Annotated in this window: 19 protein-coding genes and 1 pseudogene; 11 read left to right on the top strand and 9 right to left on the bottom strand. The window is 63.8% G+C overall.

Translation table 11 applies throughout. The features are described from left to right. Positions 1-188 precede the first annotated feature (188 nt). From aceA to ACLGL5_RS13810, 3 genes are all read left to right on the top strand, one after another. The gene (aceA, locus tag ACLGL5_RS13820) at positions 189-1,478 is read left to right on the top strand and encodes an isocitrate lyase (protein WP_038644640.1); all 1,290 of its coding nucleotides are present in this window, start codon (positions 189-191) and stop codon (positions 1,476-1,478) included. A gap of 56 nt (positions 1,479-1,534) precedes the next feature. Next, on the top strand, positions 1,535-1,777 hold the full coding sequence (locus tag ACLGL5_RS13815) for an SMc00767 family acetate metabolism repressor (RefSeq protein ID WP_006202762.1): 243 nt from the start codon (positions 1,535-1,537) through the stop codon (positions 1,775-1,777). A 240-nt stretch (positions 1,778-2,017) separates the two neighbouring features. Continuing rightward, entirely contained in the window at positions 2,018-2,461 is a 444-nt protein-coding gene (locus ACLGL5_RS13810) for an ANTAR domain-containing protein (protein WP_038644637.1), read from the top strand. A gap of 89 nt (positions 2,462-2,550) precedes the next feature. On the opposite strand, the gene ACLGL5_RS13805 is transcribed toward ACLGL5_RS13810, so the two are convergent. After that, on the bottom strand, positions 2,551-3,267 hold the full coding sequence (locus tag ACLGL5_RS13805) for an HAD family hydrolase (RefSeq protein WP_038644635.1): 717 nt from the start codon (positions 3,265-3,267) through the stop codon (positions 2,551-2,553). A gap of 143 nt (positions 3,268-3,410) precedes the next feature. Here ACLGL5_RS13805 and ACLGL5_RS13800 point away from each other — a divergent pair, with 143 nt between their 5' ends. From ACLGL5_RS13800 to ACLGL5_RS13785, 4 genes and pseudogenes are all read left to right on the top strand, one after another. Further along, positions 3,411-4,847, top strand: coding sequence for a glutamine synthetase family protein (locus ACLGL5_RS13800; protein ID WP_019860333.1), 1,437 nt, complete (start codon positions 3,411-3,413; stop codon positions 4,845-4,847). A gap of 79 nt (positions 4,848-4,926) precedes the next feature. Continuing rightward, positions 4,927-5,296 (top strand): annotated as a pseudogene (locus ACLGL5_RS13795) (four helix bundle protein). Positions 5,297-5,401: 105 nt separating this feature from the next. Next, on the top strand, positions 5,402-6,688 hold the full coding sequence (locus ACLGL5_RS13790) for an NAD(P)/FAD-dependent oxidoreductase (RefSeq protein ID WP_069091309.1): 1,287 nt from the start codon (positions 5,402-5,404) through the stop codon (positions 6,686-6,688). Between the two features lie 407 nt (positions 6,689-7,095). After that, positions 7,096-7,923, top strand: a complete 828-nt coding sequence (locus tag ACLGL5_RS13785; RefSeq protein ID WP_245307074.1) for an SH3 domain-containing protein — start codon at positions 7,096-7,098, stop codon at positions 7,921-7,923. 123 nt (positions 7,924-8,046) lie between these two features. Here the strand turns inward: ACLGL5_RS13785 and ACLGL5_RS13780 are convergent, their stop codons facing one another. Then, positions 8,047-8,793, bottom strand: coding sequence for an SDR family oxidoreductase (locus ACLGL5_RS13780; protein WP_038644630.1), 747 nt, complete (start codon positions 8,791-8,793; stop codon positions 8,047-8,049). A 309-nt stretch (positions 8,794-9,102) separates the two neighbouring features. On the opposite strand from ACLGL5_RS13780, the gene zwf reads away from it, so the two are divergent. The 3 genes from zwf to edd all read left to right on the top strand — a co-directional run bounded on the left by zwf (position 9,103) and on the right by edd (position 13,164). Then, the gene (gene zwf / locus ACLGL5_RS13775) at positions 9,103-10,572 is read left to right on the top strand and encodes a glucose-6-phosphate dehydrogenase (RefSeq protein ID WP_019860336.1); all 1,470 of its coding nucleotides are present in this window, start codon (positions 9,103-9,105) and stop codon (positions 10,570-10,572) included. After that, on the top strand, positions 10,554-11,270 hold the full coding sequence (gene pgl / locus ACLGL5_RS13770) for a 6-phosphogluconolactonase (protein WP_069091308.1): 717 nt from the start codon (positions 10,554-10,556) through the stop codon (positions 11,268-11,270). Before zwf ends, pgl begins: the two co-directional genes overlap by 19 nt. 70 nt (positions 11,271-11,340) lie before the next feature. Further along, complete coding sequence (edd, locus tag ACLGL5_RS13765; RefSeq protein ID WP_064980331.1) at positions 11,341-13,164, top strand: phosphogluconate dehydratase; 1,824 nt, start codon at positions 11,341-11,343, stop codon at positions 13,162-13,164. A 65-nt stretch (positions 13,165-13,229) separates the two neighbouring features. Here edd and ACLGL5_RS13760 read toward each other — a convergent pair whose 3' ends face one another. From ACLGL5_RS13760 to ACLGL5_RS13745, 4 genes are all read right to left on the bottom strand, one after another. Next, complete coding sequence (locus ACLGL5_RS13760; RefSeq protein WP_069091307.1) at positions 13,230-14,891, bottom strand: vWA domain-containing protein; 1,662 nt, start codon at positions 14,889-14,891, stop codon at positions 13,230-13,232. Positions 14,892-15,062: 171 nt separating this feature from the next. After that, positions 15,063-16,061, bottom strand: coding sequence for a GlxA family transcriptional regulator (locus tag ACLGL5_RS13755; protein ID WP_032920700.1), 999 nt, complete (start codon positions 16,059-16,061; stop codon positions 15,063-15,065). Between the two features lie 28 nt (positions 16,062-16,089). Beyond that, a complete protein-coding gene (folD, locus tag ACLGL5_RS13750; RefSeq protein ID WP_038644621.1) occupies positions 16,090-16,989 on the bottom strand; it encodes a bifunctional methylenetetrahydrofolate dehydrogenase/methenyltetrahydrofolate cyclohydrolase FolD in 900 nt (299 codons plus the stop codon). A 182-nt stretch (positions 16,990-17,171) separates the two neighbouring features. After that, positions 17,172-19,715 (bottom strand): GumC family protein, encoded by a 2,544-nt coding sequence (locus tag ACLGL5_RS13745; protein WP_069091306.1) that lies wholly within the window; start codon positions 19,713-19,715, stop codon positions 17,172-17,174. A gap of 199 nt (positions 19,716-19,914) precedes the next feature. Here ACLGL5_RS13745 and ACLGL5_RS13740 point away from each other — a divergent pair, with 199 nt between their 5' ends. Next, the gene (locus ACLGL5_RS13740; RefSeq protein ID WP_038644617.1) at positions 19,915-21,210 is read left to right on the top strand and encodes a lipopolysaccharide biosynthesis protein; all 1,296 of its coding nucleotides are present in this window, start codon (positions 19,915-19,917) and stop codon (positions 21,208-21,210) included. 128 nt (positions 21,211-21,338) lie between these two features. On the opposite strand, the gene ACLGL5_RS13735 is transcribed toward ACLGL5_RS13740, so the two are convergent. The 3 genes from ACLGL5_RS13735 to ACLGL5_RS13725 are packed head-to-tail and all read right to left on the bottom strand — an operon-like array spanning position 21,339 to position 24,222. Continuing rightward, complete coding sequence (locus ACLGL5_RS13735; protein WP_069091305.1) at positions 21,339-22,262, bottom strand: DUF6492 family protein; 924 nt, start codon at positions 22,260-22,262, stop codon at positions 21,339-21,341. Next, positions 22,259-23,053: a WecB/TagA/CpsF family glycosyltransferase gene (locus ACLGL5_RS13730; protein ID WP_069091304.1), complete on the bottom strand. Its 795-nt coding sequence runs from the start codon at positions 23,051-23,053 to the stop codon at positions 22,259-22,261. Before ACLGL5_RS13730 ends, ACLGL5_RS13735 begins: the two co-directional genes overlap by 4 nt. Beyond that, a complete protein-coding gene (locus ACLGL5_RS13725; protein ID WP_069091303.1) occupies positions 23,050-24,222 on the bottom strand; it encodes a glycosyltransferase family 4 protein in 1,173 nt (390 codons plus the stop codon). The genes ACLGL5_RS13730 and ACLGL5_RS13725 overlap by 4 nt, the downstream gene beginning before the upstream one ends. Positions 24,223-24,262: the final 40 nt, after the last annotated feature.

The raw sequence follows: 24,262 nt of genomic DNA, 5'->3' as shown, positions 1-24,262 counted from the left end.
AGTGAGTTTTACAACTATGACAAATTTACAGCAACCCTCTGTCAAACACAACACAGGTTTTCCCCAATCTTCGGCCGTATCGGCTGATTTTTCTGGCTGATTTTGCGCCGCAATGTAAATTCAGTCACATCCCGATGCGCCAAGAGATTGGCGCGCGGACAAAATCCAGCAATCCTTCGGAGTGACTCATGACCGATTTTTACAATCTCGTTCCCTCGGCGCCGGAAGGCCGCTTCGACGGCATCGAACGTCCCTATTCGCCAGAGGATGTGAAGCGGCTGCGCGGCTCGGTGCAGATCCGTCAGAGTCTCGCCGAAATGGGTGCCAACCGGCTGTGGAAGCTCATCCACGAGGAGGATTTCGTCAACGCGCTCGGCGCCATGTCCGGCAATCAGGCTATGCAGCAGGTGCGCGCCGGACTGAAGGCGATCTATTTGTCGGGCTGGCAGGTCGCCGCCGACGCCAACACCGCCTCGGCGATGTACCCCGACCAGTCGCTTTATCCGGCCAATGCCGCGCCGGAGCTGGTCAAGCGCATCAACCGGACGCTGCAGCGCGCCGACCAGATCGAGACCTCCGAGGGCAACGGGCTTTCGGTCGAGACCTGGTTCGCGCCGATTGTCGCCGACGCCGAAGCCGGCTTCGGCGGGCCGCTCAACGCCTTCGAGATCATGAAGGCGTTCATCGAAGCGGGCGCCGCCGGCGTTCACTACGAGGACCAGTTGGCGTCGGAAAAGAAGTGCGGCCATCTCGGCGGCAAGGTGCTGATCCCGACCGCCGCGCATATCCGCAACCTCAACGCCGCGCGCCTGGCAGCGGATGTGATGGGCACGCCGACCCTGGTCGTGGCACGCACCGACGCCGAAGCCGCGAAGCTTCTGACATCCGACATCGACGAGCGCGACCAGCCCTTCGTCGACTACGATGCCGGACGCACGGTGGAAGGCTTCTACCAGGTCAGGAACGGCATCGAGCCCTGCATCGCGCGGGCCATCGCCTACGCCCCCCACGCGGACCTGATCTGGTGCGAGACCTCGAAGCCGGACCTCGCACAGGCCAAAAAATTCGCCGAGGGCGTGCGCAAGCACCATCCGGGCAAGCTGCTCGCCTACAATTGCTCGCCCTCCTTCAACTGGAAGAAGAATCTCGACGACGCGACGATCGCTAAGTTCCAGAGGGAACTCGGCGCCATGGGCTACAAGTTCCAGTTCATCACGCTCGCCGGCTTCCACCAGCTCAACTACGGCATGTTCGAACTGGCGCGTGGTTACAAGGAACGGCAGATGGCGGCCTATTCCGAATTGCAGGAGGCCGAATTCGCGGCGGAAGCCAATGGCTACACCGCGACCAAGCACCAGCGCGAGGTCGGCACCGGCTATTTCGATGCCGTGTCGATGGCAATCACCGGCGGCAAGTCCTCGACCACCGCCATGCATGAATCGACCGAGCACGCACAGTTCAGGCCGGCCGCCGAATAGCGGATCAGAAACACCGAGGAAACGCCCAACAGGGCTTCACACACAGGAGAAGACCAATGGCATCGATAAGCCGCGTCAAGGAACGGGCAGAAGAACAATCGACCACGATGAGCGTCGACCAGCAGGCGACGATCCGCATGCTGGCCAACGATCTGCACAGGCTCAACCAGTCGGTGATGAAGGCGGTCGAGGCCGGCGTCTCGGTGGAGCTGGTGCGCTCGGCGAGGCACCATGGCGGCGACGGCAATTGGGGCGACCTTCTGATCCCGGTGATCGTCACACAACAGAGCCATGGCTGACCGGAAATCGTTGCAACCTGCCCTTCACCTGCGCAGCGTATGCGCAGGTGAATTTTATTTTTACGCAACCAATCCGTGGACAGGGCAGTACAGTACTGTTGCTTGACTCCACTATCGCAGGAGCGTTTTCGGAAGGCTTTTATTTCAACTTGACATGGGCTGCTATCTCACGCCAATTGTCGCCCAGATTCAACTCTGCATTGAAATAGGGGCGAGCTTCTTGGCCGACTTGGGTGCCCAGTGAGAAACGAGGGCGAGACCGCAAAACATCCGAATCTGGTGACCCAGGATTCAAGCACCGAGACGATACGCAGTCCCTCGCAAGTGCTTGTTGTCGGGAAATCGCCGATCAATCGCGTGGTGGTGTCGAAGATCGTCGAGCGATCCGGGCTCAAGCCAATCTCGGAATCGCCCGACATGGCGGCGAAGACCTTGCGGACACTCGTGCCAGGCGTGATCGTGCTGGATGGCGGCGCGGACAACAAGGACTGCGACATCCTGATGTCCGGCATCGAAACATTGCGACGGGCTTCGGGAAAATCGTTTCCTCCCGTGATCCTGCTTTCGACCAAGACCGGTACGCCGGAGAGCCTGGGCCTGTCGAACGTGATTGACGTCGTCGTCGCCAAGCCGATCACGCCCGAGCGGCTGCAACCGGTGATCGATCGCCTGATAAGCCGCTAAGCGCGTCACCTGGCGCGCTTCAGGTCGTTGTTCCATGCATATCGTTCTCCCCAAACCGAGGTTACTTTTGGGCGACGTGCAGAGCGCGATCAACTCCCTCTGGCGATGGTTTGGACCAGTTCGGGCAATTGCCCGAGGTTGGATATCTGGCGAAACCGCGGCTCGGCGAGCGGCGCCTCGACATGCTCGAGCACCCAGGTGAGTTCGTGCGGCACATGAACGCCCCAACCGCCGGCCTCGATGGCCGGCACCACGTCCGACTTCAGCGAATTGCCGACCATCATGCTCTTTGCGGGGCCGTCACCGTGGCGACTGAAAAGGCGGGAATAGGTCGCGGCATTCTTGTCGCTGACGATCTCGACCGCGTCGAACAGGTCGCCGAGGCCGGACCCGGCCAGCTTGCGCTCCTGGTCGAAGAGGTCGCCCTTGGTGATCAGCACGAGGCGGTAGGCGCCGGCAAGTTTCTCCACTGTGTCGCGCACATGCGGCAAGACCTCGATCGGGTGGCTCAGCATCTCGCGGCCAGCCTCGAGGATCTCCGCTATGACCGAAGCCGGTACACGCCCGTCGGTGACCTCGATCGCCGTTTCGATCATCGACAGGGTGAACCCCTTGATGCCGAAGCCATAGACGGCAAGGTTGCGCCGCTCGGCCTCGAGCAATCGCGCCGAAATCTGTTTCTCCTCGCCATGATCGGCAAGCATGGTGGCGAAACGCTTCTCCGTCATGCGGAAGAACTGTTCGTTCTGCCAAAGCGTGTCGTCGGCGTCGAAGCCAATGGTCGTCAGTTCGTTGTTGTTTCGCATCGATGCCTTCCGGGTTGGGAGCCGTACGAACCTAGGCCGACCGACGTGATTTTCAACCGGAACGAGGACTGCCGGCGGCACCTCCCCTTCCCTTACACAGTGGGGCACGGCTATACTCGCAAATCCGCAACCCAATCTGGTGAATGATGCCGCCTGCAAAAAAGGAAGTCCGTCCGTCGAGCCGCGGAGGACGAGCGCGTACGCCTGCCTTCGTGAAAAACCTGCGTGGTGTGAAGAACTGGAAGGAAGTCAGCGACTGGCTGGAATGGCGCGGCATCGAGGACATCGAATGCATCACCCCTGATCAGGCGGGCGTGGCGCGCGGCAAGATGATGCCGTCGAAGAAATTCACCTCCAACACCTCGCTGGCGCTGCCTTCGGCCGTCTTCATGACGACGATTTCCGGCGGCTATCCCGAAGACGGCAACGGCTTCCACTATCCGGAAGACGACGGCGACCTCAAGCTGATGCCGGACCTGTCGACGCTGACAGTCGTGCCCTGGGAAGAAGACCCGACGGCCGCCGTCATCTGCGACCTCGTTCACCAGGACGGCCGCTCGGTCGAATTCACGCCGCGCAATGTGTTGAAGCGCGTGCTTGCCGCCTATGACAAGCTCGGGCTGAGGCCGGTGGTGGCGCCCGAGATCGAGTTCTACCTGGTGCGCAAGAACCCGGACCCGGACTATCCGCTCACCCCGCCCGTCGGTCGCTCGGGCCGTGCAATCGGCGGCGGCGCCGGCTATTCGATCGCCGGCGTCAACGAGTTCGACGAACTGATCGACGACATCTACCACTTCTCCGAAAGCCAGGGCCTGGAGATCGACACGCTCATCCATGAAGAGGGCGCCGGCCAGCTTGAGATCAATCTGCGCCACGGCGACCCGATCGAGCTCGCCGACCAGGTGTTCATGTTCAAGCGCACCATCCGCGAAGCCGCGCTCAAGCACGAGATCTACGCCACCTTCATGGCCAAGCCGATCCAGGGCCAGCCGGGTTCTGCCATGCATATCCACCAGTCGATCATCGACAAGAAGACTGGCAAGAACATCTTCTCGGCCGAGGACGGCTCGGAGACCGAGGCGTTCTTCCATTTCATCGGCGGCATGCAGAAACACGTGCCGAACGCGCTGGTGATGTTCGCGCCCTATGTCAATTCCTACCGGCGGCTGACGCAGGCGGCCTCGGCTCCGGTCAACAACAAATGGGGCTATGACAACCGCACCACGGCGTTCCGCGTGCCGCGTTCGGATCCGGCGGCGCGGCGTGTCGAAAACCGCATCCCGTCCTCCGATGCCAATCCCTACTTGGCGCTGGCGGCTTCGCTTGCCTGCGGGCTGATCGGCATCACCAGGAAGATCAAGGCCGAGCCGCCGGTGCTGACGACCGCCAATGCGGACGAGATCGACCTGCCGCGCAGCCTGCTCGAAGCCGTCGACCTGTTCGAGGGCGACGAGGAACTCTGCGCGCTGCTGGGCAAATCCTTCGCCGCCACCTATGCGGCGATCAAGCGGGCGGAATTCGAGACCTTCATGGAAGTGATCAGCCCGTGGGAGCGGGAGTATCTTCTGCTGAATGTTTAGGGGAATAGGGGAGTAAGGCAGTAGGGCAGTAGGGCAGTAGGGCAGTAGGGCAGTAGGGCAGTAGGGCAGTAGGGCAAGGATGGCGGCCAAGATTGAATCGTACAGAGATTTGATTGTCTGGCAGCAAGCTATGGATCTGGCGGTTTCGATCTACGAAACAACCAGAGCCTGGCCAAAGGATGAGCACTACGGGCTGACGGCTCAGGTACGTCGTGCAGCTACCTCCGTTCCCGCCAACATTGCCGAGGGTTATGGGCGAGAAAGCCGAGCTTCATATCAGCAGTTTCTCAGAATTGCACAGGGATCTCTCAAAGAGTTGGAGACCCATCTGCTGATCGCGCCGCGCGTCGGAATCACCTCCCATCAGGCAACCGAACCATTGATGAACCGAAGTGAGAGCCGTGGGAACGCTCTTGCGGCTTCTCATCCGCAAATTGTCCCCTGAATAGTTCTACCTACTGCCCTACTGCCCTACTGCCCTACTGCCCTACTGCCCTACTGCCCTACTGCCCTACTGCCCTACTGCCCTACTGCCCTACTGCCCAGTGAGCACCATGCCTTACCAATCCCCCATTTCTCCCGGCCGCTCGTGGTATGAGGACACGGCCGGACCTAGACCAGAATATCCGGCACTCGATGGCGACCGGAGTTGCGATGTCGTCATCATCGGCGGCGGCTTTACCGGGCTGTCGGCGGCGATCCATCTAGCCAAGGCGGGGACCAATGTCGTCTTGATCGAAGCCTATCGCTTCGGTGACGGCGCATCGGGTCGCAATGGCGGCCAACTCGGCACCGGCCAGCGCGCCTGGGCAGAAGATCTGGAGGCCGAATACGGTCTGTCCCGCGCCAAGGCGCTGTTCGATCTCGCCGAAGAGGCGAAGGCGCATCTCATCGAATTCGCCGCCGCCAACCAGATCGATATCGACTACATGCCGGGTCAGCTCTCGGTGGCGCACAAGCCGCGCTATGTCGACGACTACAAGGCGCATGCCGAGATCATGGCCAGCCGTTTCTCCTATCCGCATATTTCCTTCATGGATAAGACCGAGACGGCGGAGCGGCTGGGTTCGACCGCCTATTTCGGCGGCACCCGCGACACCGGCACGGGCCATATCCATCCGATGAAGCTGGTGATCGGCACGGCGCGGGTGGCGGCGCATGCCGGCGCGCAGTTGTTCGAAGGGACGCCATCGACCGGCATCGTTTCCGCCGGCGGCAAGGTCAGGGTTTCCACACCGAGAGGTACTGTGACGGCGCAGAAATGCCTGATCGCGGTCAACGCCTATGGCGGCACGCTCGAGCCGGTGAGTGCCGCGCACATCATGCCGATCGGCTCCTTCATCGGTGCGACCGTGCCTTTGGGGGCAGATTCGAAAGTGCTGCCCGGCGGCGAGTCCGTCGACGATTCCCGCTTTGTGGTGCGCTATTTCCGCAAATCGCGGGACGGCCGGTTGCTGTTCGGCGGACGCGAGGTCTACGGCGTCAACGACCCGAAGGACATCCACATCCATATCCGCCGCCAGATCGTGGAGCTCTATCCGGCGCTGAAAGACATCGAGATCACCCATGGCTGGGGCGGCTATGTCGGCATCACCGTGCCGAGGAAACCATTCGTGCGCGAAGTGATGCCCAATGTGATCTCGGCCGGGGGCTATTCCGGCCACGGCGTCATGCTGTCGAACTTCTTCGGCAAGCTCTATGCCGAAACCGTTGCCGGCAATCGCGACCGGCTGAAACTGATCGAGGATTTGAAAATTCCGCCATTTCCCGGCGGCCGCCGTTTCCGCACACCGTTGCTTTTCCTGGCGCTCAACTGGTTCGCGCTACGCGACCGGATCTAGGGGCATATTGGCCAGAAATGCCCCCCGCTTAGGGGAAACTATATAGGCCTGAAGTGAGTCGCATGGACCGGTTTCGAGGCGACGCGCCTCGTGCTGTATCCAATCGCCATCACGATCTGATGTAATATTGTAATATTCATTGCCCTTGCGACACATTGCGGAAATGGCGGTAAAGGCGCAGAATCGCTTATAATGGCGTACTGATGCCACAATCGGGGGCGAAAGGTTCGCGCTTCTGGGCGACTATTCGGGGATTGCTGCGGGCTTGCCCGTGTTGATTTTTGGGACCGATGCCGATTAGACGCCGGACTGCCGGCAACGATCGAAAGAACATCGGCCCGCGTATGGAGGTGGCGAGAGTGAGAGAGCCCTTCAGTTTCGGTGTTCCGGAACGTCGGCGCTTTGCCATGCAGTTTGGATACGACATGCGGCCGTCCTTCTGGCAGGGAGTCCGTTCGAACTCGCATCTGGTGATTGCCGCGGTCGGCACCGCCGCACTGCTCGGCGTGGCCGCGGTGGCGCTCTGGCTGGCATTGCCGACGAGCGAGCGGCAAGCAGCCGCCAGCCAGGAACAGAGCATTCCGACCATTCCGGTGAAGACGACGAAGATCGTCCCGGTCGGAACCACGGTGGCCGCGGCGACCGTGCCACAGCCCGCCCGCAAGTCCGACCAGGTCTCACCGACGATGGCGGCGGCGAAAGCAACCATACAAACGCTAGCGGCCAATGATCCCCGCTGGACTGGAGCGCCGCCGAAGGCCGCTTCGGCGGCACCCGATCAGGCGGCTGCCCCCAGCCAGGCGGCCAATCAGGCTAAGCCGACGCCAGACAAGCCGGCCGTCGCGGCGGCATTCGCGCCATCGGCGACCGATACCGATGCCGCCAGCGAACTTGCCAAGGTTGCCGCGCCGGCACCAGCGGCAAGCAGCAATCCGGATGGAGCCAAGACCGCCGCGATCCCTGAAGTGCAGCCACAAGCGCCCGAACAGCAGCCGACGGCGAGTGATGATGGCAGCAAGGCCAAGGCCAAGCCACGCAAGGTGGCGGCGGCCGGCAACGGGCGCATCCTGAGACCGGTGACCATGCGCAGCGGCCCGAAGAAGAACGCAGCCGCCATCGGTACTGTGCCGGCAAGAACCTCGGTGCAGGTGATGAACTGCAAGCAATGGTGCCAGATCGTCTACAACGGCAAGACCGGCTGGGTCTACAAGACCTACATCAAGACCGGCGGCTGATGTACCGGCGCATTTGCGGCTGAGGCCGGACTCGCCACCGCACGATTTGCGCCCTGCCGGTACAAGTCAAACTTGAAGTCACAGGCTCGGTCGAACCGACCTGCGCAACAATGACGATGCGCTTCAGATGCAGCGGCCGCCATCGACCTCCAGCGCCACGCCGGTGATGAAGGCAGCTTCGTCCGACGCCAGCCAGAGTGCGGCATTGGCGATGTCGAGCGGCGTCGAAAGCCGGCCGAGCGGGATCGAGGCGCGGAAAGTCTCGCGAATCTGCGGCGTATCGGCGCCCATGAATTTCTCCAGCATGCCGGTTTCGCCGGCGACCGGGCAGAGGCAATTGACGCGAATGTTCTTCGGCGCGAGTTCCACCGCCATCGACTTGGTGGCGGTGATCGCCCAACCTTTCGAGGCATTGTACCAGGTGAGGCCGGGTCGAGGCCTGAGGCCAGCGGTGGAGGCCGTGGTCAGGATGACGCCGCCACCTTGCCGCTCCATGATCGGCACCACGGCAAGGGCCGCGTGATAGATCGCCTTCATATTGACAGCGGTGATCAGGTCGAAGGTTTCCTCGTCGACCTTCAGCATGTCGCCGTTGCGGTGCGTGTAACCGGCATTGTTGACCATGATGTCGATGCGGCCGAAGGCGCTTTTGGCGGTATAGACCATCTCGTCGAATTCGGAGCGCAGCGAGACATCGGTCTGCGTCCAGATCGCCGCCTCGCCGATCTCGCCGGCGACGCGCTCCGCACCCTTGGCGTTGAGGTCGGCCACAACGACCCTGGCGCCTTCCTGCGCGAAGCGCTTGGCCATGCCTTCGCCGAAGCCTGATGCCGCGCCGGTGATGATGGCGACCTTGTTTTCCAGACGCATGCTTTTCCCGCTCATCGATGTCTTCCTGGAACCAATAGAGCGGCTGACCGGCGCGGCCGATGCCGCGACAGACAAGGCGCTATTTCTCCCTTAGCTTTCGTCACATTCACGTTCTATGCTGCAACTGCGAAAGCTTCCGGAGTCTTCGTTCACCGACAAGCCTCCGGTAAGCGCCAGTGTCAAGCGCACATGTGGATCCAATCAATATCCAGCGATTGGTCCTCGATGTGACACCATGGCACTGGAAAATTTAAATCGATTAGAATATATCAGCCGCGTACTCGCGACCGGCGTCAAAGCGGACAGACCATGACCAGCCAGATCATTCCCGTCGACCCTTTCGACTTCATCATTTTCGGCGGCACCGGCGACCTGTCGGAACGCAAGCTTCTGCCGTCGCTCTATTATCGCCAGCGCGACCACCAATTCTCCGAGCCGACACGCATCATCGGCACATCGCGCTCGAAAATGAGCGACGAGGAATTCCGGGCCTTCGCCAGCCAGGCGATCTCCGACCACGTCAAGCCGGCCGATATCGACGCCAAGGAGTTGAAGACCTTTCTGGCGCGGCTTTCCTATGTCTCGGCCGATGCGACGAGCGGCGCCGGCTTCGACAAGCTTAAGAAAGCGATCGGCGAGAGCGAGAGCATCCGCGCCTTCTATCTGGCGGTAGCGCCGGCGCTGTTCGGCGATATCTCGCACAAGCTCAAAGAGCACAAGCTGATCACGCCGAACTCGCGCATCGTGCTGGAGAAGCCGATCGGCCGCGACCTTGCCTCGGCGCAGGCGCTCAACGATCTGGTCGGCGACGACTTCCACGAAAGCCAGATCTTCCGCATCGACCACTATCTCGGCAAGGAGACGGTGCAGAACCTGATGGCGCTGCGCTTTGCCAACGCGCTTTACGAGCCGCTGTGGAATTCCGCGCATATCGACCACGTACAGATCACCGTCGCCGAGACCGTCGGCCTGGAAGACCGCGTCACCTACTACGACAAGGCCGGCGCGCTGCGCGACATGGTGCAGAACCACATGCTGCAGTTGCTCTGCCTCGTCGCCATGGAGGCGCCGTCGTCGATGGACGCCGACGCCGTGCGCGACGAGAAGCTCAAGGTGCTGCGGGCGCTGAAGCGCATCAACGGCAACGAGGCGCCGAAGCACACGGTGCGCGGCCAGTATCGCGCCGGTGCATCGGCCGGCGGGCCGGTAAAGGGCTATGTCGAGGAGCTCGGCAAGGACAGCAACACCGAAACCTTCGTGGCCATCAAGGCCGAGATCGGCACCTGGCGCTGGGCTGGCGTTCCGTTCTACCTCAGGACCGGCAAGCGGCTGGCGACCCGGGTTTCGGAAATCGTTATCGAGTTCAAGCCGATCCCGCATTCGATCTTCGGTGACAGCGCCGGGCCGATCTTCGCCAACCAACTGGTCATCCGGCTGCAGCCCGACGAGGGCGTCAAGCAGTTCATCATGATCAAGGATCCAGGCCCAGGCGGCATGCGGCTGCGCCAGATCTCGCTCGACATGAGCTTCGCGCAGTCCTTCGACGGCCGCGCGCCCGATGCCTATGAACGGCTGATCATGGACGTCATCCGCGGCAACCAGACGCTGTTCATGCGCCGCGACGAGGTCGAGGCGGCGTGGAAATGGATCGACCCGATCCAGAATGCCTGGGAAGGCGCCAAGCAGGAGGCGCAGGGCTATACGGCAGGCACATGGGGGCCGTCGGCCTCGATAGCGCTGATCGAACGTGACGGGCGGACATGGCACGAGAGCAATTGAACGGCGCCAGCTACAACTGGAACGCTTTCCCCGACCGTCCGCAACTGGCAGCGGCGCTGGCCGGCCGCGTGGCCGACCGGCTAACCAAGGCGATCGCCGAGCGCGGCACGGCCGTGCTGGCCGTCTCCGGCGGCACGACGCCGGCAAAATTCTTCGCCGCCCTCTCGGCGATGCCGATCGCCTGGGACAAGGTGATCGTGACGCTGGTCGACGAGCGTTTCGTGCCCGCCTCCTCGCCGCGCTCCAATGCCGGGCTGGTGGCCGCCAATCTCTTGCAGAACGCGGCCAAGGCGGCGCGCTTCGTGCCCCTCTACCATGAGGCATCGGGCATCGAGGATGCAGCGGCATCCGACGATGCGGCGCTGCGCTCCCTGCCCTGGCCGCTCGATGTCGTGGTGCTCGGCATGGGGCCGGACGGCCACACCGCCTCGTTCTTTCCCGATGCCGACGATCTGGCCAAGCTGCTCGACCCGGCCTCGGACCGGATCATCCTGCCGGTCCACGCGGCCAGTGCGGGCGAGCCGCGGCTCACCTTGACGCTGGCGCGCATCATCGATGCCGGCTTCATCGCGCTGCACATAGAGGGCGAGGACAAGCGCGCCGCCTTCGACGGCGCGGTCGCGCCCGGACCGCGAAAGCCGATCCGTGCCGTTCTCGACGCCGCGCCCAGGCCCGTAGAGGTTTTCTGGGCGCCCTGATTTTAGATTTAGTGGTCCCGGCAACGGCGGGAGGATGTTTCCGGGACCTCGCCTGAAAGGACCGACCGCCATGACCGCAAGACGCGACATCGAAGCCATCACGGAGCGCATCCGCCAACGTTCGAAGGCGGGCCGCGAGCGCTATCTCGGCCGTATCGCCGAAGCGTCGAACCAGACCGCCAACCGGTCGGTTCTGTCCTGCGGCAACCTCGCCCACGGCTTTGCGGTGTGCAGCCCCTCGGAGAAGCTGGCGCTCGGCGCCGACAAGGTGCCCAATCTCGGCATCATCACCTCCTACAACGACATGCTGTCGGCGCATCAGCCCTTCGAAACCTTCCCTGCCCTGATCAAGGAGGCCGCGCGCGAGGCCGGCGGCATCGCCCAGGTGGCCGGTGGCGTGCCGGCGATGTGCGACGGCGTCACGCAGGGCCAGCCCGGCATGGAATTGTCGCTGTTCTCGCGCGACGTGATCGCCATGTCGGCGGCGGTCGGCCTGTCGCACAACATGTTCGACGCCGCCGTCTTTCTCGGCGTCTGCGACAAGATCGTACCGGGATTGGTGATCGCGGCGCTGACCTTCGGCCATCTGCCGGCGGTGTTCATCCCGGCCGGACCGATGACGACCGGGCTTCCCAACGACGAGAAGGCCAAGGTCCGCCAGCTTTATGCCGAGGGCAAGGCGGGGCGCGCCGAACTGCTGGAAGCCGAGTCCAAATCCTACCACGGGCCGGGCACCTGCACCTTCTACGGCACGGCGAACTCCAACCAGATGCTGATGGAGATCATGGGCCTGCACACGCCCGGCGCCTCCTTCGTCAATCCCGGCACGCCGTTGCGTGATGCGCTAACCCGCGAAGCGACGAAGCGGGCCCTCGCCATCACCGCGCTCGGCAATGCCTATACGCCGGTCGGGCGGATGATCGACGAGCGGTCCATCGTCAACGGCGTCGTCGGCCTGCATGCCACCGGCGGCTCGACCAATCATACCATCCACCTGATCGCCATGGCGGCGGCAGCCGGCATCGCACTGACCTGGCAGGATATTTCCGACCTCTCGGAAGCGGTGCCGCTTCTGGCCCGCGTCTATCCGAACGGGCTTGCCGACGTGAACCATTTCCATGCCGCCGGCGGGCTCGGCTTCCTGATCCGCGAACTGCTTGACGAAGGCGTGTTGCACGAGGATGTGCAGACGGTGTGGGGCGAAGGCCTGCGGCCCTATGCGGTCGAGGCAAAGCTCGGTGCCGACGGCTCTGTGGTGCGCGAGGCCTCGCCGCAGGCCAGCGGCGACGAAAAGGTGCTGGCGCCGTTCAGCAAGGCGTTCCAGCCGACAGGCGGCCTGAAAGTGCTGGCGGGTAATCTCGGCCACGCCGTCATCAAGACCTCCGCCGTCAAGCCGGAACGACGCCTCATCGAGGCGCCGGCCAAGGTGTTCGACAGCCAGCAGGGCCTGAACGATGCGTTCAAGGCCGGCACGCTCACCGGCGACTTCATCGCCGTCATCCGCTTCCAGGGTCCGAAGGCCAATGGCATGCCGGAACTGCACAAGCTGACCACCGTGCTCGGCATCCTGCAGGACCGAGGCCAGCGCGTCGCGCTGGTGACAGACGGGCGCATGTCGGGCGCTTCCGGCAAGGTCCCAGCGGCGATCCATGTGACGCCGGAAGCCGTCGAGGACGGGCCGATCGCCCGGATCCATGACGGCGACATCATCCGCCTCGACGCCGATGCCGGAACGCTGGAGGTGCTGGTGCCGGGAACCGAGTTCGCGCTGCGCCGCACCGCCGAAGCCGACCTCATCGGCAACGAGTTCGGCTTCGGCCGCGAGCTTTTCGCCGGCTTCCGGCAGCTGGTGGGCCGTGCCGACCATGGCGCCAGCGCCTTCGGAACCGCCTGATATTCCTGACTTCCAAATGAAAAGGGCGGCCTTGAGCCGCCCTTTTTTGTTTGTCCTGCCGGATGCTACTCGACTTTGAGTTCACTCCGCTCGCCGGCCTTGACCGTGAAGGGCGTTTCCTTGTCGGCCTTGTCTGTGGTGAAGTTGGTCACGAGCACGTAGTCGCCCGCCGCCAGCGTGGACTGCATCTTTTCGCCATAGGCGTAGGTCACCTGCTTGCGTTCGCCCTGGATGTTCTTCTTGGCCTCGTAGATCTTGAAGCCATCCGCGCCTGGCGCGTCGACGGCCAGGACGCCCGCGTTCAGCGTCACGTTGACATCGGTCATCTGCCCGACCGTCACGCTGAAAGGCTGTTCCGTGGACACGGCCTGCACGTCGACACCGATCACATAGTCGCCCGGAGGCAGATCGAACTGGCTGTCGGGGCCGTAGGCGTAAGTCACCTGATCGCGGCTGCCATCAAGCTTCTTGGCCGCCTTGTACACCTTCCAACCCACATCGGTTTCGGCCTTCTCGCCGCCCTTTGTGTAGAAGGCGTTTGCCTTGGCCTTGCCGACGCCGACGATCATGTCCTTGTCGACGACCTGGCCGGCGGCAAGCTGCATGGTTTCGCTTGCCTCGCCGGCTCCCAGCTTCACGGTGACCTTGGTCTCGCCGGCCGGAACGACGAACTTGACCTCGCCATAGTTGCTGTCCGACGTGCCGCCGGGATAGGCGATGCTGATCTGCGCATTGCGGTCGACATCGGCGCCTGGCGCCGGCCGGGCGTGGATGGAGAGCTCGGCGGCGTTTAGATTGAGCGAAAGCTCTGTTGCCTTGTCCGCCGTCAGCGTGACCTTCTGCTCGGCCTTGGCGCCGCCGCTCGAGGCGACGACGATGTAGTTGCCAGCGGGAACGTGGAATTTGACGGCATTGTAGCCGTCATTGACATGGTCTCCACCGACACCTTTGGCATCGTCCGGAAAGACTTCATAGTAGACGTCGATCTTCGGCACCTCGCCGCCCTCTTTCAAGAACGCTTGCGGGATGAGGTTGTAGTCGACCTCGGCGGCTTTCGGCGCAGGCGCCAGTGCGGGAGCCGGTTTAGGCGCGGGTGCCGGCGCCGGCGCAGCGACGGTTTCGACCAAGGCTTCCTGCAACGCCTTCTCATCGGAGGCCTGGATGTATTTGCCGCCGGTGTTTTCAGCCAGGCACGCGATCTGCTTGCCCTCGTCGGCTGTCAATCCGAAGCCGACGACATCGGCGGTGAAGTCGACGCCGGATGCCTTGAGTTCCTTGCCCAGTGCACAGGGGTCGCCGCCGCAGGTTTCGAGCCCATCGGTGATCAGGACGACGGTTGCCTTGTCCTCGGTGTATTTCAGCGCTTCCGCCGCCTGCTTGACGGCCGCCGTCAACGGCGTCTTGCCAAGGAATTTCAGACTGTCGGCGGCATCCGTGATGGCGCTTGCCGAGCCTGCCTGAGGCGGCACGATCAGCTGAATGTCCTCGCAGCTGCCTTTTTCGCGATGGCCGTAGGCCATGAAGCCGATCTCGTCGTCGGCGGGAACCGATTGAAGCACGGTCCTCAGAGATTCCCTGGCGATTTCGAGCTTGGGCTTGCCGTCGATCTGCGCCCACATCGAGCCGGAAGCATCAAGAATGATGATGACCTTGTTTGCGGCAAAGCCGAACGTCGTCATCGACAAAAGGAGGATCGCCGCAGCGAAGCTCCGCGCAAATACCGCCATCGAAATCTCCTGAGTTAGCCCCCTAATCCGCACAGGGAAGCTATTTGAGGCGGCGTCAGGACACAAGCCCGGCGCGGCCGTGTCGCTCAGGCCTCTGGGCGGGGAAAAAAGCGTTCATGCGGCAGGATCGCCCGAGCAGCAGGCGTCTTGGAGCCAGGCCGAAGCCCCGGCTCAGTAGGTGGTGCGGCGCTCTTCCGAAGGCGGCCTGCCGAACTGCAGCCGGTAGCTCTGGGCGAAATAGGAGTGCGAGGTGAAGCCGGTCGCGATCGCCACGTCGAGGATCGGCATGTTGGTCTGGCGCAGCAATTCGCGCGCCCGCTCCAGCCGCAACCGCATGTAGTAGCGGCCCGGCGTGACGTTGAGGTGGCGCAGGAACAGACGCTCGACCTGGCGCACCGAAAGGCCGGCCGATTTGGCGAGTTGCACCGCCGAGAGCGGCTCGTCGAGATGGTCGGCCATCAGCTCGACGATGCGCCTCAGCTTCTCCGACTTGCCGGTCAGATCGCGTTCCGGCCCGACGCGCTGGCGGTCGCCGGCCGAGCGGATGCGCTCGTGCTGGAACTGGTTGGCGACGCCATTGGCGAGGTTCGAGCCGAAATCGCCGCGCACGATCTCCAGCATCAAATCGATCGAGGTCGTGCCGCCGGCGCAGGTGTAGCGCTTGCGGTCGATCTCGAAGACATTGCCGGTGCAGTTGATGTCGGGGAAGCGCTCCATGAAGCCGGCGCGGTTTTCCCAATGGATGGTGCAGCGGTAACCGTCGAGCTGGCCGGCCTCGGCCAATAGGTAGGACCCGACCGACAGTGCGCCGAGCGCGTTGCCGCGCCGGCCCCAGCTGCGCAACGCCGCCAGAACCTTGCTCTTGCCGGGAAATTCGGTTGTCAGCCCTACCGAAACGAAGAGGATGTCGACCGGCGGCAGGTCGGCGACGGCATAGTCGATCTTGAGAGGCAGGCCGTTGGACGCCATCACCGGATCGCCATCGGCCGACACCGTGGTCCAGCCATAGAAATCGCGGCCGAGCAGACGGTTCGCCGACCGGAACGTGTCGATCGCCGCGGCCAACGAGAACATGGAAAACTTGTCGACCAGCAGGAAGGCGAACTGCCGGCCACCTTGAACGGGATCAGTCGTGACCGGCCGTTCCGGGGAAATGGTGGGGTTCGGCAAAACTGGCGCTTTCAGGGTCAACCCGGGCTCAGAAGGAGGGCCGCTTCAATCCGGCCGCAAGGTAGGCAGAAGCTAACGTATTGGCCATCAGCATGGCAATGGTCATCGGCCCGACACCGCCGGGCACCGGCGTGATGGCGCCGGCTTGCTTGGCCGCCTCGGCATAGGCGACATCGCCGACGAGGCGCGACTTGCCCTCGCCCTTCTCCGGCGCGGGAATGCGGTTGATACCGACATCGATGACGGTGGCGCCCGGCTTCACCCAATCCCCCTTGATCATTTCCGGCCGGCCGACGGCGGCGACCAGGATGTCTGCCGTGCGGGCAAGCGCCGGCAGGTCCTTGGTGCGGCTGTGGGCGATGGTGACGGTGCAGTTGGCGGCAAGCAGCAGATTGGCCATCGGCTTGCCGACAATGTTGGAGCGGCCGACGACGACGGCGTTGAGGCCGGACAGGTCCTTGCCGCGCACGCGCTCGATCAGAAGCATAGAGCCGGCCGGCGTGCAGGGAACGAAGGCCGTGTCGAGCTCGCCCGTGCCGAGCTTGCCGACATTGATGAAATGGAAGCCGTCGACATCCTTCTGAGGCGCAATCGCCTGGATGATCTTGCCGGCGTCGATATGGGCGGGCAGCGGCAGCTGCACCAGGATGCCGTTGATGGCCGGATCGGCGTTGAGGTCAGCGATGATCTTGAGCAACGCCTCTTGGGAAGTCTCGGCCGGCAGCGTGTGCTGGAGCGAATGAAAGCCGCATTCCTTGGCCGTGCGCGACTTGGAAGCGACATAGACCTGGCTGGCCGGATCCTCGCCGACGATGACCACGGCCAGACCAGGCTTGGCGTTGCCCTTGGCGACCAGCTCGGCGGTCAACGCCTTGACAGTCCGCACCACATCCTCGGCAACGCTCTTTCCGTCAATGACTTCGGCCATGAACCATCCTCAACCCTGTTTCGCGCAACGCCGCTTTCGAGACGCGATGTCCCGGCGCCGGCAAGATGCAGTGCGGCATTGTCACGAAAATTCCGGCACGCAATCCCGTCAAAGCGCCGTCCAATGCCGTTTACGCGAAAACCGGGAGGGTTTTATTCGGCCTCGGTGATGTATCTTGTGGCTCAGAAGTAGCGGCGGCGGGCGCGGCTCTCGGTGAGTTCGCGGACCGCCTCGCGGAATTCGCGCAGGCTGGCACGAATTTCCTCGATCGGCGCCTGTTCGGCGCCTTCCTCAACCGGCGAAGGCTCCACCGATGGCTGCGGTGGATAGGCCGGTGGTTGCGGCGGCGCGGGCTGCGGCGGATACGGCATGTGCCCGGCATAGGGCGCCATGGCTTGGGTATAGGGGTAACCTGCAGGCGGCGGCGCCTGCCAGGGCTGCATCGAGCCGGCCTGTAATGCAGGGGGCGGCGGAGCCGGATAGATCGGCAGTGGCGGCATCAGGGGCGACCGTGACGGCGGTCCCATCGGCTGGGAATAGGTGGCATCGAAGCCTGGCGGGAAAGGCGGCCGCGAGTAGTCCGACGACCGCGGCATGAAGGCGGCATCCGGATTCGGGAAGCCGGAGGGCATAGCAGCATCCGCCGGCCGCGCCTTGTCGGCAAAGGCGGCGAATCCGCTGTCATCGTCCGCCTCAGTGGATGGCTTGCGGGACAGAGCATTGCGCAATTTCGCCATGAGCGCGGCGACCCGCCCGGGCCGCTTGGCGGGAGCGGCTTCGGCCTGTGCCAAGGGCGGTGGCGGTGCTGGTGGCGGGGGTGGCACCGGCGGCACGGGCGCTGCCGGCATTGGCGACGCGGGCGGCGGTGCTGCCCGGAATGCCTGGTCTTCGACAGGCGCCTTGCGGTCGCGGCGCGAGCGCGATGTGGCGGTCTCGCGCAGGCTTTCATAGGCGCCGCGCATGGCACCGAGACCAACACCGGAGGCAAAGCCCAGGAACAGGCCGGCAAGCGCCATCACGACCCGCGATGGACCGTTCGGCTCGAGCGGAATGGAGGGCGGCGAGATGACGGTCATATTGGCGGTATTGATACCCTTCTGCTCGCCAATCTCCTTGGCGCGCAGAAGATATTGTTCATAGACCGAGCGCTTGGCCGCGGCGTCGCGTTCCAGTTCGCGCATCGAGACCAGGTCGCTGTTGACGTCGCCGCTGCGGACCTTCATCTGCGCCAGTTGGGACGAAAGGTCCTGTTGGACCTGGATCGAGCGTTTCAGGTCAACCTGCAGCGACGAGGCGATGCGGCTGAGTTCCGCGGCAATGCGATCGCGTGCGCCGGCCAGCTGCGCGTTGAGCGCCTGGAGTTCGGGATGGCGCGGACCCAGCCGGACCGCGGCACGATCGGCCTCCTGCTTGAGCGTGGCATATTGCGCGCGCAGATCGCTCATCGTGTTGGAATTGATTTCTTCCGGCAAAGTACCGCCAAGCACCGAATTGACATTGATCGAGCGGGCGGAGGCAGCGCGGGCGTTCAGTTCCGCCGTACGCGCGCGAGCAACCGACAGTTGCTCGTTGACCTTGAGCATCTGATCATCGCTGATCAGGTGGCCCTGCGCGTCGACAAGGTCGTGCGTGGCCCTGAAATCCTCGACCTTGCGCTCGGCCGCCTCGACGCTTTTGCGCATCTCCTCGAGTTTTGCCGTCAATTCGTTGTTGGCCCGGCCGGCGGTGAGGGATTGAAATTCACCCGAGGTCTGCAGAAAGACATCCGTCATCGTTTCCGCGATGCGCGCCGATTTCTGGGCGTTCTGGGTGGTGACGCCGATCATGATCGTGGAGGTCTTGCCCGCGCGCTCGACCGAAAGGCTTTCAGCCAGATTGCCGACGGCAAGGGACAGGCGACGCGGTTCATCGGCACCGCCTGGTCCATCGTGGCGCAACAGGATCGAGCGGATCAGTGACATGGCGCCCAGGCCGCCCGAGCCTTGGCCATTGAACTCCGGATCGTCGGCGAGATTGAGCTTGTTGACGACCTTGCCCAGCACCGTGCCCGAGGTCAGCAACCTGATCTGGTTTTCGACATTGACGAGTGTCGCGTCAGGAACAACCGCCATCTGGGTGAGGTCACGGTCCGAAAGTTTCAGGTCGCGCGGATCGACGACCAATTCGGTCATCGATTCGTATTTCTTCGGTGTCGACAGCGCGATCGCGATGCCGAGCCCGGCACCGATCAGGGTGGTGGTGATGATCAGCAGTTTCGACCTGGCAATGCCACGCACGACCTGCATCGGATCGATCAGCGGCTTCCACTGTTGATCGTCCCTGCGATCGTCAAAGGATGCATTGGCCTCGCCTGCCTGGCGGGATCCGGCCGTGTCATGCGAGCGAGTGCTGCCGGAAGGTTCTTCAGCGGACTGCCTTGAATCCGGCATGGCCGGCTGCAGATTGTCGGCGTCCTCTTGCGAGCGCCAGGCGTCGTCTTGTGCAGCCGCTTCCCGCTCTGGCCGCAAGCGTTCTGTTCCGGCGGCGGCGGACGGCGTTGGGTTCGTCCGCGCTTCGCGCCGTGAACGGGCAAGGCGATGGCGCGTGGCGGCATCCTCGCGCCATGCCGAATCCGCGCGATCGCCTATCGAGACCAGGGATGCGTCGTCCTCACCGCGCATGGCCTGGCCGAGCGCCAGCAACGAACGCTCGCGCCTCCAGTCTTCACGGTTTTCCCTGTCGACCATTGTCTTGGAGCTTCACTCTTTGGCCGCTGGGCAGCGGCGGTCGGCTATTCGTTAAGCCACGCTAAACAAGCATAGGAAACAAAAGGTTAATTTCGGCAGGCCGGCGTGTAAGCTTTCCATAACCTCAAGTGCCGGAATTTCAGCGCCTTCGGGCCTCAGAACGGCACGTTAAGCTTTCCCGCCTATGGCTTCCCGGCACATGACCGAAGCTCGCGGCATACCGCAAAGGCGCACTTTCGCCCGGATCGGCACTTTCGTGGCCGAGCGACGGGGGCTGGTGCGCGACTATTTTTCGGCGATCAGCGGCGCCGGCGGGCGACTGGTGTTTTCGCTGGCCTATTTCATCGCCCTTGCCAACACTTTGTCGATCTCCGAATTCGGTATGTTCGCCACCGCTTCGGCGGCCGGCGTGATGCTGTCGCGGATCCTGGCCTTCGGTTTCATCTCGGCGCTCTACCGCACCGCCACCATCCGCCCCAATCTGATCGGCACCTTCACGGCCGGCTTCCTGCTGCTCGGCGTCGTTTCGCTGCCGCTCCTGACGCTGGCCTCGTTCGGGGTCTACCTGATCTTCTTCGCCGGCACCGTGCCGCTGTCGGTGTTTTCGGCGATCGTGTTTGCCGAAGCGCTGTTGTGGCGGCCGGTCGAGGTGGCGCTGATCGTCAACAACGGGTTGGGCAAGTTCGGCCGCGCTGCGATCCTGGCGATCATGGCGACGGCACTGCGGGCGCTTGGCGCGGTGCTGTTCATGGTCTCGGCGCAACACAGCATCTGGGCTTGGTCGTGGTTCTATATCGGCGCCAACGCCGCCTCGCTGGTTCTGGCTTTCGGCTGGTTCTATCCGCGCCAAAGACTGCGGCTGCGCATCGAGCTCTATCTCAGGCGGCTTGCCGATTCCATCTACGTCGCCGGCGCGGAAGTGTTGTTCTACCTGCAATCGGAATTCGACAAGCTGCTGGTGCTGGCGATCGGCGGCCCGCATCTGGCCGGCATCTATGCCATCATCATGCGGCTGGTCGACCTGACCGCGATCCCGATCCGCACCTTCTCGATGATGCTGGTACAACGCATGATGCGCGCGCCGGACCTGTTGTCGCGGCTGGCGGTCAAGAGCGGCATAGAAGGCGGCGTGTTCCTGGTTTCGACGCTGGCGCTGCTGGCGCTCGGCATCGTGCTGCATTTCTTCCCCAACGCCCTCGGCAGGAACGTCTCCGAGGCCGCGCCGCTGGTGGCGCTGGCAATCTGCGTTCCGGGATTGCGCAATCTGGTCGAATACCAGGCGGAGCTTCTGTTCGCGCGCGGCCAGACGGCGGTGCGGGCGCTCAATCTCGGCTTGTTAGCCGCCCTGAAGGCGCTGCTTTTGACCTATGTGCTAACCACCATCACCGATACGTCAACGCTGGTGCTGTCGCTCAACATCGTCTTCCTGCTGCTCTATCTCGCCTCGATGCTGCTGACCTATTCGGCGCTGCGCAGGCCGGCGAAAGCAATCTGAATTCAGGTGAGGCCGGCCTGCAAACAGCGGCTCCCTGCGCTTCCGGTGCTCACGTACAGTAGTACGCTCCGCTCCGGTTCTCGGAAGCCACTGTTTTCGGCTCGTCCTGACCTGAATTCCTGCTCAGGCTAACCCAGCCCGATCAGACGACGGATGCGGCCGATATCGGTGCCGATGAAGGATTGCATGCCGATCGCCACCTGCTGCGGCGCCATGCCGGCAACGAAGCGGCGAAACTCGTCGTCCGATAAGGCCTCTCCCGTCCAGTGGACGCGGCAGAATTCCTCAGAACCGTGGAAGTGGCCGGCACCGTCCTGCAGATCGTCGACATAGCGACCATAGATCATGCATTCGGAGAATCTGCGCGCCGAGCCGACCACCTCGACCCAGGCGCGGCCATGGGCCTTCTCGATCTGGCCGCACATGGCAAGCACGGTGTCGCGGCGCCAGGCGATCAGCGTCGAGATATAGTCGTGGGCCGACGCGCGCGACGGGTCGATGCCGAGCGCGGAACCCGCATTGCGCGACCAGATGCGATGCTCGTCGTGACCGTCATCGGCAAGCACGCCGTCGCGGCGGAACAGCCGCGCCTTGCCGTCGCGCCAGAAGGCGCCGCAGTCGAAGGCCTTCAGGAAAGCGACGTCGGAATCGCAGAAGACCAGAACGTCTTCCCGGGCATGCGCCGCGATGGCAATGCGGCGCAGCTGCTGCACGTGCCAGCCACGCAGCGGCTGCGTCTTCAGGCTGAACCAGACACGCCGGCGGAACAGGCTAAGCGGATCGTCGAAAGCGCGCAGCCAGCGCGGCAGCAGGTCACGCTCGTCGACAACTGTGCGCCGGTTGGTCTCCAGCTGCCGGAAAAGCGCGACGTCGCGGTGTTCGACCAGGATGTAGTGGTGCGCGGCGCCGGAAACATGCCGGTCAAGCGTTTCGCACAACAGGCGGCAGCGCAAGAAATCCGGCGCGTAGCTCGCCGTCACCACCGCCGCCGTCGGCGTCTCCGGCAACAGGCCCGGGCCGACGAGAGCGTCTGGAACGAACCTTTTGTTCAACGGAGCTCTCCGGCCGTTTCGGCGCCGCGCGACCATCTCTGCTTGACGACCCGCCACAGGAACACCGGATTGCCGACGACGTAGCGGCGCCAGAGCCGGCCCGGCTCGACCGCCAGCCGGAACAGCCATTCCAGGCGCATGCGGCGCATCCACAGCGGCGCGCGGGGCACCGAGCCACTCAGGAAATCGAGCAGTGCGCCGACCGCGACCGGCATCGTGCAGTGGCGTTCGTCGATGTGGCGGGCGATCCACAGTTCCTGGCGGGGCACGCCCATGGCGACCAGCAGCATATCGGGCCGCAGCGCCGCGATCCGGCCAATGATCTCCGGCTCCTGCGCGGCGGAGAAATAGCCGTCATGAATGACCACGAAATTGTGCTGCACGGCAAGGGCCGCGAGCTTGACCGACGCCGCCTCGGCGTTGACACGCGTCGCGCCAAGCAGGCCGACGGTCAGCGGCCGCGTCGAGGCCTGCAGGAAGGCCGGCACGAAATCGGTGCCGTTAAGGTTGTCCGGAAAGGGCGCGCCATAGAGAAGCTGCGCGGCGAGATCGACGCCGATGCCGTCCGGCAGGATGAGGAAGTCGTCGAGCGCCTCGGCGAAAACCGGGTCTGAATAGGCGATGTTGGCATTGTGGGCGTTGAGGAAACTGACCTTGGTGAAGCGCCGCTCGGCGATCAGACGGGTGAGCAGGGCGATAGCATCGTCCCAGCGGATGGCGAGCACGGAGATGCCGAGGATCCTCTTCAAGCTGTCGAGCCCGAAGGCCGCGCGGGCGGTGTGCATATTCATGCAAACACCTCCTGCCTGACGGCCCCGAGTTTTTCCAAGCCATGCCGGATGGCGACATCCAGCGCCTTGACCTGCCGATGACGGAACGCGCCGCCATCGACGTCCCTGATATCGGCGGCCGCGGCCTCCAGGGCCCTGGCGAAGCCGGCCGGATCGTCGGTGACGACGCAATTGTCGGGGCGATGGTCGATGCCGCGCAATGAGCGGCTGGTGGCGACCGAAGGCAGGCCGAGTTCGAAGGTCTCGATGGTCTTCAGCTGCACGCCGCTGCCGGCGGTGCTGATCAGCGGGACGACGGCCGCGCCGCACACGAACGCCCTGGCATCCGGGACACGGCCGACAAACTCGACGCCCGGATGCGCCGAGGTGACGCCCGAAGGCACGTGGCCGGCGATGCGGATGCGGAAATCGGGCCGCAGATGCGGCACCACCTTGCCCAGGAACCAGTCAAGGCCAATGCGGTTCGGCTGCCAGGTCCAGGTGCCTATGAGGGCAGCGTCGCATTCAATCCGGCGCGGGCCGTTCCGGGTTGGCGCCTCGGCGCCGGTCACCAGCGGCAGCACCGCCGATCGGTCGGCGGCAGCGACACCGAGTGCCGCCCGGTCTTCCTCGGCCAGCGTGAAGACATAGCGTGCGCGGCGGCAGAGACGCTCTTCCACGACCTTGAGCAGCCTTGCCTCGCGGCGGAACAGCAGGCGCTGGAAGGGGCCGGCGGCAGCAGCCGCGTTCTCCCGCGCCGAGAGATGCTCGACATTGTGGGCGATGAAGATCGAAGGCTTGTCTTCGAAGAGCTTTTCGAAGGCGCCGGCGAACTGGACGGAATTCAGCACATAGCCATCGAACGGCCCGGCCTGTTCGAGAGCGGCCTGCACTTCGTGCTCGGATACCGCACGCAGCTTGACCGAGGCGAAGGTAAGGCCCGACAGCATCGCCTTGCCGACCCAAGCGAGCTTTTGGGGCGCCGAGGCGCTTTCCGTGCGCACGTCGATCGCACCCAGCACAACGGTGTTTTCCGGGTCGGCCGCGGCCTTCCCGGGCCAGGTGAAACCGATGACCGTGACGCGCGCGCCGGCCCGCCGCAACGCAGCGATGATCGCAGCATTGGCGATCTCGTAGCCCGAGGCGAGAGCGCCGTCGGGCACGATCGATGTGGCGAACAGCAGATGCATCTCACCTATCCTGTGGTGTAGCCGGTAGCAAAGCGCGGTG

It is taken from the genome of Mesorhizobium sp. U510, assembly GCF_059180695.1.
Note: the sequence above shows the minus strand (reverse complement) of the source record. Positions and strands in the feature narration are given on the sequence as shown.

Coding starts and splice junctions, on each gene's coding strand:
- ACLGL5_RS13790 (WP_069091309.1), top strand. CDS start 5,402: ATGCCTTACCAATCCCCCATTTCTCCCGGCCGCTCGTGGTATGAGGAC.
- ACLGL5_RS13815 (WP_006202762.1), top strand. CDS start 1,535: ATGGCATCGATAAGCCGCGTCAAGGAACGGGCAGAAGAACAATCGACC.
- zwf (WP_019860336.1), top strand. CDS start 9,103: ATGACCAGCCAGATCATTCCCGTCGACCCTTTCGACTTCATCATTTTC.
- ACLGL5_RS13730 (WP_069091304.1), bottom strand. CDS start 23,053: ATGAATATGCACACCGCCCGCGCGGCCTTCGGGCTCGACAGCTTGAAG.
- ACLGL5_RS13800 (WP_019860333.1), top strand. CDS start 3,411: ATGATGCCGCCTGCAAAAAAGGAAGTCCGTCCGTCGAGCCGCGGAGGA.
- ACLGL5_RS13780 (WP_038644630.1), bottom strand. CDS start 8,793: ATGCGTCTGGAAAACAAGGTCGCCATCATCACCGGCGCGGCATCAGGC.
- edd (WP_064980331.1), top strand. CDS start 11,341: ATGACCGCAAGACGCGACATCGAAGCCATCACGGAGCGCATCCGCCAA.
- ACLGL5_RS13805 (WP_038644635.1), bottom strand. CDS start 3,267: ATGCGAAACAACAACGAACTGACGACCATTGGCTTCGACGCCGACGAC.
- ACLGL5_RS13740 (WP_038644617.1), top strand. CDS start 19,915: ATGACCGAAGCTCGCGGCATACCGCAAAGGCGCACTTTCGCCCGGATC.
- ACLGL5_RS13725 (WP_069091303.1), bottom strand. CDS start 24,222: ATGCATCTGCTGTTCGCCACATCGATCGTGCCCGACGGCGCTCTCGCC.
- ACLGL5_RS13760 (WP_069091307.1), bottom strand. CDS start 14,891: ATGGCGGTATTTGCGCGGAGCTTCGCTGCGGCGATCCTCCTTTTGTCG.
- ACLGL5_RS13785 (WP_245307074.1), top strand. CDS start 7,096: ATGCAGTTTGGATACGACATGCGGCCGTCCTTCTGGCAGGGAGTCCGT.
- aceA (WP_038644640.1), top strand. CDS start 189: ATGACCGATTTTTACAATCTCGTTCCCTCGGCGCCGGAAGGCCGCTTC.
- folD (WP_038644621.1), bottom strand. CDS start 16,989: ATGGCCGAAGTCATTGACGGAAAGAGCGTTGCCGAGGATGTGGTGCGG.
- ACLGL5_RS13745 (WP_069091306.1), bottom strand. CDS start 19,715: ATGGTCGACAGGGAAAACCGTGAAGACTGGAGGCGCGAGCGTTCGTTG.
- pgl (WP_069091308.1), top strand. CDS start 10,554: ATGGCACGAGAGCAATTGAACGGCGCCAGCTACAACTGGAACGCTTTC.